This is a genomic window from Enterobacter sp. 2VL, assembly GCF_005503595.1.
GTDB classification, from domain to species: Bacteria; Pseudomonadota; Gammaproteobacteria; order Enterobacterales; family Enterobacteriaceae; genus Enterobacter; species Enterobacter cancerogenus.
On the sequence record NZ_SCNE01000008.1, the window covers coordinates 1 to 17,538 of the forward strand.

Annotated in this window: 13 protein-coding genes and 1 rRNA gene; 10 read left to right on the plus strand and 4 right to left on the minus strand. The window is 57.3% G+C overall.

Going from position 1 to position 17,538, the window contains the following annotated elements; translation table 11 throughout:
• The 5 genes from rrf to aceK all read left to right on the plus strand — a co-directional run.
• A 5S ribosomal RNA gene (gene rrf, locus FFS28_RS17235) occupies positions 1-103 on the plus strand; the annotation flags it as partial.
• A gap of 176 nt (positions 104-279) precedes the next feature.
• On the plus strand, positions 280-1,209 hold the full coding sequence (metA, locus tag FFS28_RS17240) for a homoserine O-acetyltransferase MetA (protein WP_006177535.1): 930 nt from the start codon (positions 280-282) through the stop codon (positions 1,207-1,209).
• A gap of 271 nt (positions 1,210-1,480) precedes the next feature.
• On the plus strand, positions 1,481-3,082 hold the full coding sequence (gene aceB / locus FFS28_RS17245; protein ID WP_137903612.1) for a malate synthase A: 1,602 nt from the start codon (positions 1,481-1,483) through the stop codon (positions 3,080-3,082).
• Positions 3,083-3,113: 31 nt separating this feature from the next.
• Complete coding sequence (gene aceA / locus FFS28_RS17250) at positions 3,114-4,418, plus strand: isocitrate lyase (protein WP_058610071.1); 1,305 nt, start codon at positions 3,114-3,116, stop codon at positions 4,416-4,418.
• 65 nt (positions 4,419-4,483) lie between these two features.
• Complete coding sequence (gene aceK / locus FFS28_RS17255; RefSeq protein ID WP_137903547.1) at positions 4,484-6,268, plus strand: bifunctional isocitrate dehydrogenase kinase/phosphatase; 1,785 nt, start codon at positions 4,484-4,486, stop codon at positions 6,266-6,268.
• Here the strand turns inward: aceK and iclR are convergent.
• Positions 6,265-7,092, minus strand: a complete 828-nt coding sequence (gene iclR, locus FFS28_RS17260; protein WP_137903548.1) for a glyoxylate bypass operon transcriptional repressor IclR — start codon at positions 7,090-7,092, stop codon at positions 6,265-6,267. The two genes, aceK and iclR, sit on opposite strands and share 4 nt — an antisense overlap.
• A gap of 192 nt (positions 7,093-7,284) precedes the next feature.
• Between iclR and metH the strand changes: the two genes are divergently transcribed.
• The 5 genes from metH to rluF all read left to right on the plus strand — a co-directional run bounded on the left by metH (position 7,285) and on the right by rluF (position 14,579).
• The gene (metH, locus tag FFS28_RS17265; protein WP_137903549.1) at positions 7,285-10,968 is read left to right on the plus strand and encodes a methionine synthase; all 3,684 of its coding nucleotides are present in this window, start codon (positions 7,285-7,287) and stop codon (positions 10,966-10,968) included.
• A 217-nt stretch (positions 10,969-11,185) separates the two neighbouring features.
• Positions 11,186-12,817: a Na/Pi cotransporter family protein gene (locus FFS28_RS17270; protein ID WP_006177529.1), complete on the plus strand. Its 1,632-nt coding sequence runs from the start codon at positions 11,186-11,188 to the stop codon at positions 12,815-12,817.
• A 145-nt stretch (positions 12,818-12,962) separates the two neighbouring features.
• Positions 12,963-13,313 (plus strand): type II toxin-antitoxin system RelE/ParE family toxin, encoded by a 351-nt coding sequence (locus FFS28_RS17275; protein WP_137903550.1) that lies wholly within the window; start codon positions 12,963-12,965, stop codon positions 13,311-13,313.
• A 2-nt stretch (positions 13,314-13,315) separates the two neighbouring features.
• Entirely contained in the window at positions 13,316-13,654 is a 339-nt protein-coding gene (locus FFS28_RS17280; RefSeq protein ID WP_088209287.1) for a helix-turn-helix domain-containing protein, read from the plus strand.
• Positions 13,655-13,706: 52 nt separating this feature from the next.
• Positions 13,707-14,579: a 23S rRNA pseudouridine(2604) synthase RluF gene (gene rluF, locus FFS28_RS17285; protein ID WP_137903551.1), complete on the plus strand. Its 873-nt coding sequence runs from the start codon at positions 13,707-13,709 to the stop codon at positions 14,577-14,579.
• Here rluF and FFS28_RS17290 read toward each other — a convergent pair whose 3' ends face one another.
• The 3 genes from FFS28_RS17290 to lysC form a co-directional block, all read right to left on the minus strand.
• Positions 14,580-14,852 carry a YjbD family protein gene (locus tag FFS28_RS17290; protein ID WP_006177505.1) on the minus strand — a complete coding sequence of 91 codons (273 nt, stop codon included), beginning with the start codon at positions 14,850-14,852 and terminating at the stop codon, positions 14,580-14,582. It lies immediately after the preceding gene.
• Between the two features lie 50 nt (positions 14,853-14,902).
• Complete coding sequence (gene panS, locus FFS28_RS17295; protein ID WP_058610082.1) at positions 14,903-15,847, minus strand: ketopantoate/pantoate/pantothenate transporter PanS; 945 nt, start codon at positions 15,845-15,847, stop codon at positions 14,903-14,905.
• Positions 15,848-15,940: 93 nt separating this feature from the next.
• Positions 15,941-17,290: a lysine-sensitive aspartokinase 3 gene (gene lysC, locus FFS28_RS17300; RefSeq protein WP_006177503.1), complete on the minus strand. Its 1,350-nt coding sequence runs from the start codon at positions 17,288-17,290 to the stop codon at positions 15,941-15,943.
• Between the last annotated feature and the right edge of the window lie 248 nt (positions 17,291-17,538).

The window sequence follows — 17,538 nt, forward strand, 5'->3', positions numbered from 1 at the left end:
GCGCGGTGGTCCCACCTGACCCCATGCCGAACTCAGAAGTGAAACGCCGTAGCGCCGATGGTAGTGTGGGGTCTCCCCATGTGAGAGTAGGGAACTGCCAGGCATCAAACAAGAAGAACCCCGTACCGTAAGGTGCGGGGTTTTTTGCTTTTGGCTTTATTTCCCTCCGTGAAACTTTCTCACCTTCCTCTTGCAGACTCGACATTGAGGCCAGATCTCGGTATCGTTAGCTGTCTGGATGTCTAAACGTTTATACGTATGCTTTGAGGATTCAACGATATGCCGATACGGGTGCAGGACGAGCTACCAGCCGTCAATTTCTTACGTGAAGAGAACGTCTTTGTCATGACGGCTTCACGCGCGACAGGTCAGGAAATTCGCCCGCTGAAGGTGCTCATTCTCAATCTGATGCCAAAGAAGATTGAAACAGAAAACCAGTTCCTGCGCCTGCTCTCCAACTCTCCGTTACAGGTTGATATCCAGCTGCTGCGTATCGATGCCCGCGAGTCGCGCAACACGCCTTCTGAGCATCTGAATAACTTCTACTGCAACTTTGATGATATCCGCGATGAAAACTTCGATGGGCTGATTGTCACCGGCGCGCCGCTGGGTCTGGTGGAGTTCAATGACGTTGCCTATTGGCCGCAGATCAAACAGGTGCTGGAGTGGGCAAAAGATCACGTCACCTCCACGCTTTTCGTCTGTTGGGCGGTTCAGGCTGCACTGAATATCCTCTACGGTATTCCTAAACAAACCCGCACCGAAAAACTCTCTGGCGTATACGAACACCATATCCTGCACCCTCATGCGCTGCTGACGCGCGGTTTTGACGATTCTTTCCTCGCGCCGCACTCCCGTTACGCAGACTTCCCGGCGCAGCTGATCCGCGATTATACCGATCTTGAGATCCTCGCTGAAACGGAAGACGGGGATGCGTACCTGTTCGCCAGTAAAGACAAACGTATCGCCTTTGTCACGGGCCATCCTGAATACGATCCCGATACCCTCGCATCCGAATTTTTCCGCGATCTCGAGGCGGGCCTTAACCCGGATGTCCCGTACAACTACTTCCCAAAAAACGATCCGCAGAACACGCCCCGGGCGACCTGGCGCAGCCACGGAAATCTGCTGTTCACCAACTGGCTCAACTATTACGTCTACCAGATCACGCCATACGATCTGCGTCATATGAATCCAACGTTAGAGTAATCCGCTACCTGAAACGATCCTAAAGCGTTTCAGCTGTCCATATCAGGCACCTTCGGGTGCCTTTTTTATTTCCGAAATCCAAACCATCTATGAATAAAACTTTAATATCAATTTAATCAAGTGGTTAAGTAACTTTAAAATTAAAAATGGAAATTGTTTTTGATTTTAGAAAAATTACAGATAGTCTTAATTCTGCTGAGCGAAAACCGCACAACGATCTTTCGTTCGCATTGGGGGTGTGTTTTTTGGATCTTTAATGAGGAGCAGAATGATGACTGAGCAGGCAACCACAGCCGATGAACTGGCCTTTAACCAGCCGCAGGGTGAGCAGGAACAGCAGATATTGACCCCGGAGGCCGTCGAGTTCCTGACCGAGCTGGTGACACGCTTTGCGCCGCAGCGTAATAAACTGCTGGCGGCACGCGTTCACCAGCAGCAGGAAATTGATAACGGGAAGCTGCCTGGTTTTATTTCGGAAACTGCTTCCATTCGTCGCGGCGAGTGGACGATCCGCGGTATCCCTGAAGACTTACAGGATCGTCGCGTCGAGATCACCGGCCCGGTCGAGCGCAAGATGGTGATCAATGCCATGAACGCCAACGTTAAAGTGTTTATGGCCGATTTTGAAGACTCGCTGGCTCCCGACTGGCGTAAGGTGATCGAGGGGCAGATTAACCTGCGCGACGCCGTGAATGGCACCATCAGTTACACCACCGAAGCCGGGAAAATCTACCAGCTTAAACCCGATCCGGCCGTGCTGATCTGCCGTGTACGCGGTTTACACCTGCCTGAAAAGCATGTTACCTGGCGCGGAGAAGCCATCCCGGGCAGCCTGTTTGATTTTGCACTCTATTTCTTCCACAACCATAAAAAGCTGCTGGCGAAAGGCAGCGGCCCCTATTTCTATTTGCCGAAAACGCAGGCCTGGCAGGAGGCTGCCTGGTGGAGTGAGGTGTTCAGCTATGCGGAGGATCGCTTCGACCTGCCGCGCGGCACCATCAAAGCCACGCTGCTGATCGAAACGCTGCCTGCCGTATTCCAGATGAATGAAATCCTGCACGCGCTGCGTGACCATATTGTTGGCCTGAACTGCGGGCGCTGGGACTATATCTTCAGCTATATCAAAACCCTGAAGAACCATCCCGACCGCGTGTTACCGGATCGTCAGGTCGTCACCATGGATAAACCCTTCCTGAGCGCCTACTCGCGCCTGCTGATCAAGACCTGCCACAAGCGCGGCGCCTTTGCAATGGGCGGTATGGCGGCGTTTATCCCGAGCAAAGACCCTGAGCGCAACAATCAGGTACTCAACAAGGTAAAAGCCGATAAAGAGCTGGAAGCCCTCAATGGTCACGACGGTACGTGGATTGCCCACCCGGGCCTGGCCGATACGGCGATGGAGGTATTTAACCGCGTGCTCGGCGACAACAAAAATCAGCTGTTTGTCACTCGCGAAGACGATGCTCTCACGGCTGAAGAACAGCTGCTCGCCCCATGCGAGGGCGAACGCACCGAAGAGGGCATGCGCGCCAATATTCGCGTTGCCGTGCAGTACATCGAGGCGTGGATCTCCGGTAACGGCTGCGTCCCAATCTACGGCCTGATGGAAGATGCGGCTACGGCGGAGATCTCACGCACCTCTATCTGGCAGTGGATCCATCACCAAAAAACGCTCAGCAACGGTAAGCCCGTCACTAAAGAATTGTTCCGTCAGATGCTGGCTGAGGAGATGCGGGTGATCCAGGACGAGTTGGGTGAGCACCGCTTCAGCAGCGGACGCTTTAACGAGGCTGCCCGCCTGATGGAGCAAATCACTACTTCAGATGACTTAATCGACTTCCTTACCCTGCCGGGCTACCGCTTCCTGGCGTAATTCACCACATAACAATATGGAGCATCTGCACATGAAAACCCGTACCCAACAGATCGAAGAGTTACAGAAAGAGTGGACACAACCGCGCTGGGAAGGCATCCGTCGCCCCTACAGCGCAGAGGAAGTGGTGAAATTACGCGGCTCGGTCAACCCGGAATGCACGCTCGCACAGCATGGTGCGGCAAAAATGTGGACATTGCTGCACGGTGGTGCCAAAAAAGGCTACATCAACAGCCTGGGCGCGCTGACCGGGGGGCAGGCGCTACAGCAGGCGAAGGCCGGGATTGAAGCCATCTATCTTTCAGGCTGGCAGGTTGCAGCAGATGCCAACCTGGCCTCCAGTATGTATCCGGATCAGTCGCTCTACCCGGCGAACTCCGTGCCGTCGGTGGTGGATCGGATCAACAACACCTTCCGCCGTGCGGATCAGATCCAGTGGGCGGCAGGTATCGAGCCAAACGATCCGCGCTTTGTTGACTACTTCCTGCCGATCGTTGCGGATGCAGAAGCCGGTTTTGGCGGCGTGCTCAACGCATTCGAGCTGATGAAATCGATGATTGAAGCCGGTGCAGCGGCCGTTCACTTCGAGGACCAGCTGGCGTCGGTGAAGAAGTGTGGGCACATGGGCGGCAAGGTGCTGGTTCCGACACAGGAAGCGATTCAGAAGCTGGTTGCAGCGCGTCTGGCAGCCGACGTGCTTGGCGTGCCCACGCTGGTGATCGCCCGTACCGATGCGGACGCGGCTGATCTGATCACCTCTGACTGTGATCCGTACGACAGCGAATTTATTACCGGCGAGCGCACCAGCGAAGGGTTCTATCGCACCCATGCGGGTATAGAGCAGGCCATCAGCCGCGGCCTGGCCTATGCGCCTTACGCTGACCTGGTCTGGTGTGAAACCTCCACGCCGGACCTGGCGCTGGCTAAACGTTTTGCCGATGCCATCCATGCCAAATATCCGGGCAAACTGCTGGCCTACAACTGCTCGCCGTCCTTCAACTGGCAGAAGAAACTGGACGACGAGACGATCGCCAGCTTCCAGCAGCAGCTCTCGGATATGGGCTACAAATACCAGTTCATCACCTTGGCGGGGATCCACAGCATGTGGTTCAACATGTTCGACCTGGCGCACGCTTACGCGCAGGGCGAGGGCATGAAGCACTATGTTGAGAAGGTTCAGCAGCCAGAGTTCGCCGCCGGCAAAGACGGCTATACCTTTGTGTCGCACCAGCAGGAGGTGGGAACCGGCTACTTCGATAACGTCACCACCATTATCCAGGGCGGAACCTCCTCCGTCACCGCGTTAACGGGTTCAACTGAAGAAGCCCAGTTCTGATATTTCCCCTTCATCCCGGCCCTCTCCGGGCGAGAGGGTTAGGGTGAGGGGTACTGGAGGAAAATATGCCGCGTGGCCTGGAATTACTGATAGCACAGACTATTTTGCAGGGCTTCGACGCCCAGTATGGTCGTTTTCTGGAGGTCACCTCGGGCGCGCAGCAGCGCTTCGAGCAGGCCGACTGGCATGCGGTTCAGCAGGCCATGAAGCAGCGTATTCATCTCTACGATCATCATGTAGGGCTTGTGGTGGAGCAGTTGCGCTGTATCACCGACGGCAAAAGTCCGGACGCGGCATTTCTGCTGCGCGTGAAAGAGCAATACACCCAATTGTTGCCCGATTACCCTCGCTTCGAGATTGCAGAGAGCTTTTTTAACTCTGTTTATTGCCGGTTATTTGACCACCGCTCGTTATCTCCCGAGCGGCTATTTATTTTCAGCTCCCAGCCGGAGCGCCGATTTCGTACTATCCCGCGCCCGCTGGCGAAAGATTTTTTTCCCGATCGCGGCTGGGAACCCCTGCTCCATCGCGTGTTAACGGACCTGCCCCTGCGTTTGCCCTGGGAAAATAAAACCCGGGATATCGGCTATATCATCGCGCATCTCATCGAAACCTTTGGCGCAGAGGTGTTCAGGAACAGCCATTTACAGGTGGCCAACGAACTTTTCTACCGCAATAAAGCGGCCTGGCTGGTCGGCAAGCTGGTTACGCCCTCCGCCACCGTGCCGTTTCTGCTGCCCATTCACCGCACCGATGAAGGTGAACTGTTTATCGATACCTGCCTGACCACCAGCGCAGAGGCCAGCATTGTGTTCGGCTTTGCCCGGTCCTATTTCATGGTATACGCTCCGCTGCCTGCGGCGCTGGTTGAATGGCTGCGCGAGATCCTGCCGGGTAAAACCACCGCCGAGCTGTACATGGCGATTGGCTGTCAGAAACACGCCAAAACCGAAAGTTACCGGGAATACCTTCACTATATCGCCAGCGCGGATGAGCAATTTATCGAAGCCCCCGGCATCCGCGGGATGGTGATGCTGGTTTTCACCCTGCCGGGCTTTGACCGCGTGTTTAAGATCATCAAAGACACATTCGCCCCGCAGAAAGAGATGACCGCCGCCCATGTCCGCGCCTGCTATCAGCTGGTGAAAGAGCACGACCGCGTCGGACGCATGGCCGATACCCAGGAGTTCGAAAATTTCGTGCTGGATAAACAGCAGATCGATCCGGCGCTGATGGCGCTGTTAATGCAGGAAGCGCCGGGGAAGATCACCGATCTGGGGGATAAAATCGTGATTGGCCACCTTTATATTGAGCGCCGCATGGTGCCGCTCAATATCTGGCTTGAGCAGTCAGAAGGCCAGGCGCTACGCGATGCGATTGAAGAGTACGGTAACGCCATCCGTCAGCTTGCCGCCGCCAATATTTTCCCTGGCGATATGCTGTTTAAAAACTTTGGCGTGACGCGCCACGGTAGGGTGGTGTTCTACGATTACGATGAAATTTGCTATATGACTGAGGTGAATTTCCGCGATATTCCGCCGCCGCGCCACCCGGAGGATGAGCTGTCCGGTGAGCCGTGGTACAGCGTCTCGCCGGGCGATGTGTTTCCCGAGGAGTTTCGCCACTGGCTGTGCGCTGACCCGCGTATCAGGCCATTATTTGAGGAGATGCACGACGACCTGTTCCGCGCCGACTACTGGCGCGAACTGCAAACGCGGATCAAGAACGGGCACGTTGAAGACGTTTACGCCTACCGCCGCAAGCAGCGGTTTAGCATCCGGTTTTCTCCAGCAGAAGGGTCGAATGTAGGCCGGGTAAGGCGTAGCCGCCTCCCGGCAAACCCATCTTAACGGATCCCACCGTACGCCAGCGTCACCTCTTTCGCCGCCTTAATCACCAGCGCGCCCAGCTCCGTTACGCGGTCGTCGGTCATGCGTGAGATCGGCCCGGAAATCGAAATGGCGGCGAACGGCTCGCGATGCTCGTCAAAAATACAGGCCGCCAGGCAGCGCAGACCCAGGGCGTGCTCTTCGTCATCAAACGAATAGCCGCGCTTACGTGTCAGGGCTAAATCTTCTTTCAGGTGCACCGGCGAAACCAGGGTGGCGTGGGTGTAGGCGTGTAGTCCTTTGCGGTGCAGCAACCCCGTCACCTGCTCTTCGCTGAGCTGCGACAAAAACGCTTTTCCCGCGCCGGAGGCGTGCATCGGCAGCTTGCCGCCAATCGGGGCGGACATGCGCATCAGCTGCGTACATTGGACCTGGTCGATAATGACCGCCTGATGATCGCTCTGGTCCAGCACGGCCAGGTTCACCGTCTCGCCGGAGTCCTCCATCAGCTTGCGCAGAATAGGGTGGACAATCGCCAGCAGATTACGGCTCTGCAGGAAGCTGCTCCCCACGATAAACGCATGTGCGCCCACCGCCCAGTGCCCCAGCTCGCCGACCTGGCGGACGAAGCCCAGCTGCTGCATGGTGGTCAGCAGGCGGTGTGTGGTGGAGTTGGGAAGTCCGGCCTGCTGCGCCAGTTCCGTCAGGGCCACGCTGCTGTGCGATTCGGCTATCCATTCCAGCAGCTTCAAACCCCGTGTCAGCGATTGAACCTGCCCGCCGGGTTGCGCTGAGGGGGTGGCAGCAGGTTTTCTGCCGCGTTTAGCGGGAACGGTCGCGACCATGGGCAACTCCTTTTTCTGTATCGTGGAAATCATTTTCGTTTTATTTGGTGAATTTGCAACCGTATCCTGACTGATCGGAGGAGTGATGGTGAACATGTCTCATGTTACCGCTGAGTGACTTTTCCGCCCTGCGAGAATATGCCAGTATGGACCGCAGCCTTTTGGCCATGTTGAGCGTTGTCGGGAGCAAGTGTGAGCAGCAAAGTAGAGCAACTGCGTGCGCAGTTAAATGAACGAATTCTGGTGCTGGACGGTGGCATGGGCACCATGATCCAGGGCTATCGCCTCAGTGAAGACGATTTCCGCGGCGAACGCTTTGCCGACTGGCCATGCGATCTCAAAGGCAACAATGACCTGCTGGTGTTAAGTAAACCGCAGGTGATTGCCGATATCCACAACGCCTACTTTGAGGCGGGTGCCGATATCGTTGAAACCAACACCTTTAACTCGACAACCATCGCCATGGCGGATTACCACATGGAATCCCTGTCGGCGGAGATTAACTTCGAGGCGGCAAAGCTGGCGCGCGCCTGCGCCGATGAATGGACCGCCCGCACGCCGGACAAACCGCGCTACGTTGCCGGTGTGCTTGGCCCGACGAACCGCACCGCGTCGATCTCACCGGACGTGAACGATCCGGCGTTTCGTAATATCACTTTTGACCAGCTGGTGGTCGCCTACCGGGAATCGACCAAAGCGCTGGTGGAAGGCGGGTCCGACCTGATCCTGATTGAAACGGTATTCGACACCCTTAACGCTAAGGCCGCCATCTACGCGGTGAAAGCGGAGTTCGAGGCGCTGGGCGTGGACCTGCCGATCATGATTTCCGGCACCATCACCGACGCCTCCGGGCGCACGCTCTCCGGCCAGACGACGGAGGCGTTTTACAACTCTTTGCGCCATGCCGACGCGCTAACCTTCGGCCTGAACTGCGCGCTGGGGCCAGACGAACTGCGCCAGTATGTGCAGGAGTTGTCCCGCATCGCGGAGTGCTACGTCACCGCGCACCCGAACGCCGGGCTGCCAAACGCCTTTGGCGAATACGATCTGGATGCGGACACCATGGCGGCGCAAATCCGCGAGTGGGCCGAGTCTGGCTTCCTGAACATCGTTGGCGGCTGCTGCGGCACCACGCCGGAGCACATCGCCGCCATGAGTAACGCGGTGGCAGGGCTACCGCCGCGTAAGCTGCCTGAGCTTCCGGTTGCCTGCCGTCTCTCCGGTCTTGAGCCGTTAACCATCGGCGACGACAGCCTGTTTGTGAACGTGGGCGAGCGTACTAACGTGACCGGTTCTGCAAAGTTCAAGCGACTGATTAAAGAAGAGAAATACAGTGAAGCGCTGGACGTGGCGCGTCAGCAGGTGGAGAGCGGCGCGCAGATTATCGATATCAACATGGATGAGGGGATGCTCGACGCCGAAGCGGCGATGGTGCGTTTCCTGAACCTGATCGCCGGTGAGCCGGACATCGCCCGCGTGCCGATCATGATCGACTCCTCCAAATGGGACGTCATCGAAAAAGGGCTGAAGTGTATTCAGGGCAAAGGCATCGTTAACTCGATTTCGATGAAAGAGGGCGTCGAGAGTTTTATCCATCATGCGAAGCAGGTACGTCGCTACGGCGCCGCCGTGGTGGTGATGGCCTTTGACGAAGTCGGCCAGGCCGATACCCGCGAGCGCAAAATTGAGATCTGCCGCCGCGCGTATAAAATTTTGACCGAAGAGGTGGGCTTCCCGCCGGAAGACATCATCTTCGACCCGAACATCTTCGCCGTGGCAACCGGCATTGAAGAACACAATAACTACGCGCAGGACTTTATCGGCGCGTGCGAAGACATCAAACGCGAGCTGCCGCACGCGCTGATCTCCGGCGGCGTCTCCAACGTCTCGTTCTCGTTTCGCGGTAACGACCCGGTACGCGAGGCGATCCACGCCGTGTTCCTTTACTACGCCATCCGTAACGGGATGGACATGGGCATCGTCAACGCCGGGCAACTGGCCATTTATGACGACCTGCCCGCCGAACTGCGCGACGCGGTGGAGGATGTGATCCTTAACCGTCGCGACGACGCTACCGAACGCATGCTGGATCTGGCCGAGAAATACCGCGGCAGTAAATCCGATGAGGCGGTAAACGTTCAGCAGGCCGAGTGGCGCGCCTGGGACGTGAAAAAGCGTCTGGAGTATTCGCTGGTTAAAGGCATCACCGAATTTATTGAATTCGACACCGAAGAGGCCCGCCAGCAGGCAACGCGCCCGATAGAAGTGATTGAAGGCCCGCTGATGGACGGCATGAACGTGGTCGGCGACCTGTTTGGCGAAGGCAAAATGTTCCTGCCGCAGGTGGTGAAGTCCGCACGCGTGATGAAACAGGCGGTGGCCTACCTTGAGCCGTACATCGAAGCCAGCAAAGAGAAAGGCTCCAGCAACGGCAAGATGGTGATCGCCACCGTCAAGGGCGACGTGCACGACATCGGCAAGAATATCGTCGGCGTGGTTTTGCAGTGTAACAACTACGAGATTATCGATCTCGGCGTGATGGTCCCGGCGGATAAAATCCTCAAAACCGCGCGGGAAGTGAACGCCGACCTGATTGGCCTCTCCGGGCTGATTACCCCGTCGCTGGACGAGATGGTCTTCGTTGCCAAAGAGATGGAGCGTCAGGGCTTTACTATTCCGCTGCTGATCGGCGGGGCGACCACCTCAAAAGCGCACACGGCGGTGAAAATCGAACAGAACTACAGCGGGCCGACGGTGTATGTGCAGAACGCCTCGCGCACCGTGGGCGTGGTGTCCGCGCTGCTGTCCGACACCCAGCGCGATGAGTTCGTGGCGCGTACCCGAAAAGAGTACGAAACCGTGCGCATCCAGCACGGGCGCAAGAAACCGCGCACCCCACCGGTCTCGCTTCAGGCGGCGCGTGAAAACGATCTGGCATTCGACTGGTCAGCCTATACGCCGCCGGTGGCGCATCGTCTGGGCGTGCAGGACGTCACTGCCAGCATTGAAACGCTGCGCAACTACATCGACTGGACGCCGTTCTTTATGACCTGGTCGCTGGCAGGCAAATACCCGCGCATCCTGGAAGATGAGGTGGTGGGCGAAGAGGCAAAACGACTGTTTAACGATGCCAACGACATGCTCGACAGGCTGAGCGCGGAGAAAACGCTCAACCCGCGCGGCGTGGTGGGCCTGTTCCCGGCGAACCGCGTGGGGGACGATATCGAAATTTATCGCGATGAAACCCGCACCCACGTGCTGGCAGTGAGCCATCACCTGCGCCAGCAAACGGAGAAAGTGGGCTTTGCCAACTACTGCCTGGCGGATTTCGTCGCACCGAAGTTAAGCGGTAAAGCCGACTATATCGGCGCGTTTGCCGTGACCGGTGGGCTGGAAGAGGACGCGCTGGCAGAGGCGTTCGACGCGCAGCATGATGATTACAATAAAATCATGATCAAAGCGATTGCCGACCGTCTGGCGGAAGCCTTCGCCGAATATCTGCACGAGCGCGTGCGCAAGGTGCACTGGGGCTACGCGGCGAATGAAAACCTCAGCAACGAAGAGCTGATCCGCGAAAACTATCAGGGCATTCGTCCGGCACCGGGCTATCCTGCCTGCCCGGAGCACACCGAGAAGGGGACGATCTGGAAACTGCTGGACGTGGAGGCGCATACCGGGATGAAGCTCACCGAGTCCTTCGCCATGTGGCCGGGCGCGTCTGTCTCCGGCTGGTACTTCAGCCATCCGGACAGCAAATACTTTGCGGTGGCACAGCTTCAGCGCGATCAGGTAGAAGACTACGCCCTGCGCAAAGGGATGAGCGTGTCGGAAGTGGAGCGCTGGTTAGCCCCTAATCTGGGCTACGACGCAGACTGACGTCACCTTTCCTTACAACAAACAGGGCACCTCCAGGGTGTCCTGTCTCTTTCTTACATTTAAACCCTTATACTGGAAGAAGGTTCTGGCCATACTGCCCGGTGGCGCTGCGCTTACCGGTCCTGTGCGTAGGCCGGATAAGGCGTAACCGCCATCCGGCAAGACAGCGCGCAGTAAACCTCAGGAAAACAGATAACGATAAGGAGGAACACTTTCCGTGCTGACGTTGTTACATCTGCTCTCTGCAGTCGCACTGCTGGTGTGGGGCACTCATATTGTCCGCACCGGCGTGATGCGCGTGTTTGGCGCGCGTTTACGCACCGTTCTCAGCGGCAGCGTTGAGAAGAAGCCGCTCGCCTTTTGCGCGGGCATCGGCGTAACGGCGCTGGTGCAAAGCAGTAATGCGACCACCATGCTCGTCACCTCGTTTGTGGCGCAGGATCTGGTGGCGCTCGCCCCGGCGCTGGTGATTGTTCTCGGTGCCGACGTCGGGACCGCGCTAATGGCGCGCGTGCTGACCTTCGATCTCTCCTGGCTGTCGCCGCTGCTGATATTTATCGGCGTGATTTTCTTCCTGAGTCGTAAGCAGAGCCGTGCCGGGCAGCTTGGCCGCGTGGGCATTGGCCTTGGGCTGATCCTGCTGGCACTGGAACTGATTGTGCAGGCGGTCACGCCGATCACCCAGGCCAACGGGGTGCAGGTCATCTTTGCCTCCCTGACCGGCGATATCATGCTGGATGCGCTCATCGGCGCGGTGTTCGCCATCGTCAGCTACTCGAGCCTGGCAGCCGTGCTGCTGACCGCGACGCTTACCGCCGCAGGGGTCATTTCCTTCCCGGTGGCGCTCTGTCTGGTGATCGGTGCCAACCTTGGTTCGGGCCTGCTGGCGATGCTCAACAACAGCGCCGCCAACGCCGCCGCACGCCGCGTGGCGCTCGGTAGCCTGCTGTTTAAGCTGGTGGGCAGCCTGATTATCCTGCCGTTTGTCCATCCGCTGGCGAACCTGATGGACAACCTGCCGCTGCCGAAAGCCGAGCTGGTGATCTATTTCCACGTCTTCTACAACCTGGTGCGTTGCCTGGCGATGGTCCCCTTCGCCGCGCCGATGGCCCGTTTCTGCGAGCGCCTCATTCGGGATGAACCCGAGCTGGACGCCCGCCTGAAACCGAAGCACCTTGATACCTCCGTGCTGGATACCCCGGCGCTGGCTATTGCCAACGCCGCCCGCGAAACGCTGCGCATGGGCGATGCGATGGAAACCATGCTCGAAGGGCTGCAAAAAGTGATGCATGGCGAGCCGCGCGAGGAGAAAGAGCTGCGAAAGCTGGCCGACGACATCAACGTGCTCTATACCGCGATCAAGCTCTATCTGGCGCGCATCCCGCAGGACGAGCTGGCGGAAGAGGAGTCCCGCCGCTGGGCGGAAATCATCGAAATGTCCCTCAACCTGGAGCAGGCCTCAGATATCGTCGAGCGCATGGGCAGTGAAATTGCGGATAAATCCCTTGCCGCGCGTCGCGCCTTCTCCGTTGAAGGGCTTAAGGAGCTGGAGGCGCTGCATGAGCAGCTGGTCAGCAACCTGAAGCTGGCGCTGTCGGTCTTCTTCTCCAGCGACGTACCGAGCGCGCGTCGGCTGCGGCGCAACAAGCACCGCTTCCGCATTCTCAACCGCCGCTATTCGCACGCCCACGTTGAGCGTCTGCATCAGCAAAACGTGCAGAGCATTGAGACCAGCTCCCTGCACCTGGGGCTGCTGGGCGATATGAAACGTCTTAACTCGCTGTTCTGCGCGGTGGCCTACAGCGTAATGGAGCAGCCGGACGAAGATGACGAGCGGGATGAGTATTAATCTCTGAAAGCGCCTCGCAGTTTGCTTTCGTCAGGCGTGACGACATCCTTTCCCAACTGTAACGTTGCATCGCGGGTAAAGCACTTATCCGCGCTGCGACGTTTTAATGTTTTTGGGTGTATAAAATTTTATACAAGGATGTGGTATGCTTTCACAAAGGTCGGCAATGCGGCCTATCGCATGGATGGGAAGTGCGTACGACGATTTGCTCGGCTTCCCGGAAGAGATTCGAAGAGACGCGGGTTATCAACTGCACCGCCTGCAGTCTGGTCTGGAGGCCGCAGACTGGAAGCCCATGTCAGAGATTGGCAAAGGCGTTGCTGAAATTCGGCTTCGGGGAAATACAGGGGCATTTCGTATTCTTTACCTGGCCCGTTTTGACGACGCTGTGTATGTACTTCATTGCTTTAACAAGAAAACACAGAGGACTTCAGGCCAGGATAAACAGATTGCAAAGGTACGTTTGCATGCGGTGCTTGATGCCCGGAGGGGTTAAAGATGGGAAAGAACATTGATACTAAAATTCGCCATGTGACGGCGGCAGACGCCAACATTTTTGCCGAGCTGGGGTTTGACAGGGATGAGGCTGAACGGTTACGGGAAAAAGCTGGCAAGGAAGTGGAGCAACTGCTGGCGATCAAGCGACAGCTTATGCTGGAAATCTCCACGTGGATCGCTGAAAACAAGCTGCGCCAGGCTGACGCAGCGGCAAGACTGAACGTCTCCCGCCCACGTGTCTCCGATGTTGTGAACCTTAAAACGAGCAAGTTTACGCTTGATACGCTGGTCATGATGCTGAGTAAACTTGGAAAACCTGTCTCAGTTACCGTGGGCTAATCTTTTTACCAGCCCAAACCTAAGGTATATTTCGCCCTTCACAGGAGAAACTATGCTGCCAACTCAATCAACCCGATTAAACAAATACATTAGCGAGAGCGGGATCTGCTCACGTCGCGAGGCGGACCGTTACATTGAACAAGGTAACGTGTTCCTCAACGGCAAACGCGCCACCATCGGCGACCAGGTTGTTCCTGGCGATGTGGTCAAAGTGAATGGTCAGCTCATTGAACCGCGTGATGCAGAAGACCTGGTATTTATCGCGTTGAACAAACCGGTTGGTATCGTCAGTACCACGGAAGATGGCGAGCGGGACAATATTGTGGATTTTGTTAACCACAGCAGCCGCATCTTCCCGATTGGGCGTCTGGATAAAGACTCTCAGGGGCTGATTTTTCTCACCAACCACGGCGACCTGGTGAACAAAATTCTGCGCGCCGGTAACGATCACGAGAAAGAGTACATCGTGACGGTGAACAAGCCGGTCACGGACGAGTTCATCCGTGGTATGGGCGCGGGGGTGCCGATTCTGGGCACCGTAACGAAGAAGTGCAAAGTAAAAAAAGAAGCGCCGTTTGCGTTTCGCATTACCCTGGTGCAGGGTCTGAACCGTCAGATCCGCCGCATGTGCGAGCACTTTGGGTATGACGTGACGAAGCTGGAGCGCACCCGCATCATGAACGTGAGCCTGTCCGGCATTCCGCTGGGCGAGTGGCGTGATTTAACGGATGACGAGCTGATCGAGCTGTTCAGGCTTATCGAAAATTCGTCGTCCGAAGCGAAGCCGAAGGCCAAAGCCAAACCGAAAACCCAGGCCATTAAACGCCCGATGGTAAAGGCTCCGCCAGCGGAAGAGAAAGGGCGAGGCAAGCCGGCGAACGGGAAACGCTTCGCGCAGCCGGGCCGTAAAAAGAAAGGGCGCTAATTAGCGCCTTCCGCGTGTCGAGGTTGTGGCAGACCAGGAAAACGTCGCCTCTTTATCGGGTTTATACGCCTGCTCTTTTTTCAGTTTGCGGGCTTTTTTTGCTTCGGCGTCGCGCTGCGCCATCAGCTTGTCGATGTACTCTTTTTTAACCTGATTGGTTTCGGCGTTGGTCAGCGTGCGGCCATGCGCGATGCGGGCGCGGTCAAGAAGCGTTTTGAGTTCGCGCTGCTCGGCTTCCGTCATGTCTTTCTGGGTCAGTCGTGGTGTCGCCATTGCTGGAACCTCCTGATGGGGAGGCTCCAGTGTAAAGCATGTGGCGTCAATTAACGTTGTTCCACCACATCTTTTTTCGCGGGTTCATCAATCGGCTTGCCTGACCAGTAGCCCGCCAGCAGCGAGCCGGAGAGGTTATGCCAGACGGAGAACAGCGCGCCCGGCAGGGCCGCCAGCGGCGAGAAGTAAATCTTACCGAGCGCCGCCGCCAGGCCGGAGTTCTGCATCCCTACCTCGATCGCCAGCGTGCGGCAGGTCGACTCGTCAAAGCCAAACAGCTTACCGCCCCAGTAGCCGCCTAACAGGCCGATGGTGTTATGCAGCACCACCGCGATGATGACAACAAAGCCCACGGACGCAATGTGCGAGGCGGAACCGGCCACCACAGCGCTGATGATCGCCAGAATGCAGACCATCGAAAAGGCGGGAAGATACGGCTCGATCGCTTTCACTACGCGGGGGAACAGGTGGTGAATCACCAGCCCCAGCGCAATCGGGATCACCACAATTTGCAGAATGCTTAGCAGCATGCCCATCACGTCAACCTGAATGTGCGCGTCCACGTACAGGCGGGTGAGCAGCGGCGTGGCAATCACCCCTACCAGCGTGGAAACGGACGAAATGGTTACCGAGAGTGCGACGTCACCTTTTGCCAGATAGATCATCACGTTGGATGCCGTACCGCTGGCGACGCTTCCCACCAGCACCATTCCGGCGGAGAGGTCGGGCGGCATCTTAAAAGCCATGGCCAGCAGCCACGCGGCGAGCGGCATCACCAGATAGTGCAGGAAAATCCCTGCGGCGACAGGGGCGGGGCGCGACAGCACGCGCTTAAAATCGTCAATTTTCAGGTGCACGCCCATGCCGAGCATAATCAGCATAAGCAAAGTGGTGACCCACGGGCCAATGCCAGTGAAGGTGCCAGGGGTGTAATATGCGAGTACAGACAGCAGCAGCGCCCATAACGGGAACAGCCGGGTGATGGCGGATAACATAATGAATTCCTTGCAGTATTGTCGTGTTGTTTAGTTATAAAAAAGCCGGGTCTGAGCCCGGCTTATCGATATTGTTTAACGTGCTAACGAATTTTATTCAAACAAATTCTGATGAAGTTTTTGCACCACCTGCTCCGCCTGATCCGCAGGCACCAGGAAGCAAAGGTTATAGCTGGACGCGCCGTAGCAAATCATGCGGATGCTGAACGGGTCGAGCACGCCGAAGACCTCTTTGCCTACGCCGCAGGCGCGGGACAGTTTGTTGCCGATGATGGCAACCAGCGCCAGATCCTCTTCCACTTCAACGCGGCACAGCTCCGACAGCTCAATCAGCAGCGACTGGGTCAGCAGGGTGTCACCGGTGGAGGTGGAGCCGGTGGTGTCCAGCGTCAGCGCGATGCTCACTTCGGAAGTGGTGATCAGGTCTACGGAGATATTATGGCGCGCCAGGATGCCGAACACTTCCGCCAGGAAACCACGGGAGTGCAGCATATTATGGCTGTGCAGCGTGACCAGCGTCTGGCGGCGACGCAGGGCCAGGGCGCGGAACAGCGGCGGGTTTTCGGTTTTTTTGCAGACCAGCGTTCCGCCCGCCTGTGGATCTTTGCTGGAGCCCACGAACACCGGAATATCGCTGCGTACCGCGGGCAGTAGGGTTGCCGGGTGCAGCACCTTCGCGCCGAAGGTCGCCATTTCGGCGGCCTCTTCAAAGGCAATGACGTCAATGCGTTTCGCAGCGGATACCACGCGCGGGTCGGTGGTGTAGATACCCGGCACGTCCGTCCAGATATCCACGCGGGTGGCATGCAGGGCTTCGCCGAGCAGGGCGGCGGTGTAGTCGCTGCCGCCACGGCCCAGAGTCGTGGTGCGGCCTTTGGCCTCGCTGCCGATAAACCCCTGAGTGATGACGATACCCTCTTCCAGACGCGGCGCAAGCTGCTGGCTGGTCAGTTCGGCCAGCGCTTCCACATCCGGCTCGGCGCGGCCAAAACGGTCGCTGGTGCGCATTACTTTACGCACGTCAAACCACTGCGCCTGGATATTGCGCTCGCGCATGATCTCAACGAACAGCAGAGTCGACATCAGTTCGCCGTGGCTGACCAGTTCATCGGTCAGGGCGGTTGAGGTCGCCAGAGAGGCGGCTTCCGCCAGCGTGGTGATATTTTCCAGCAGGCGTTCCACTTCTTCGCGGATGACGTTCGGGTTCTGCAGACGTTCAAGAATATCGAACTGAATTTTGCGCAGCGCGTCCAGCTTCACGAATCGTTCCGTCGCTTCCAGTCCTTCAGACAGAGAAACCAGCAGGTTCGTCACGCCAGCGGAGGCAGAAAGCACCACCATGCGGGTATTCGGATCGGCCAGCACCACATCGGCGCTGCGGTTCATGGCGTCGTAATCCGCCACACTGGTGCCGCCAAACTTGGCGACCACAAAACTCGTCATAACAACCTCGTGTCAGGGAATGAATAAAGCGACCTTGGCACAAGAGTGAAACGAAAGCAGGTGCAGGCGCAAAATACGGCCCTATAAATAAAATGCGGGGGAGGTCCTGTCAATGCTGGGATTATGCGGATTTTTTATGGGGGGGTACCCCTCAGTAACAGGACTAATAACAGGGCCATATTTTATGCTTCGTTTTGCCGCAACGGGGGGCATATTTACCCACCCCAGAGGGGCCATCCAGCAGCTAT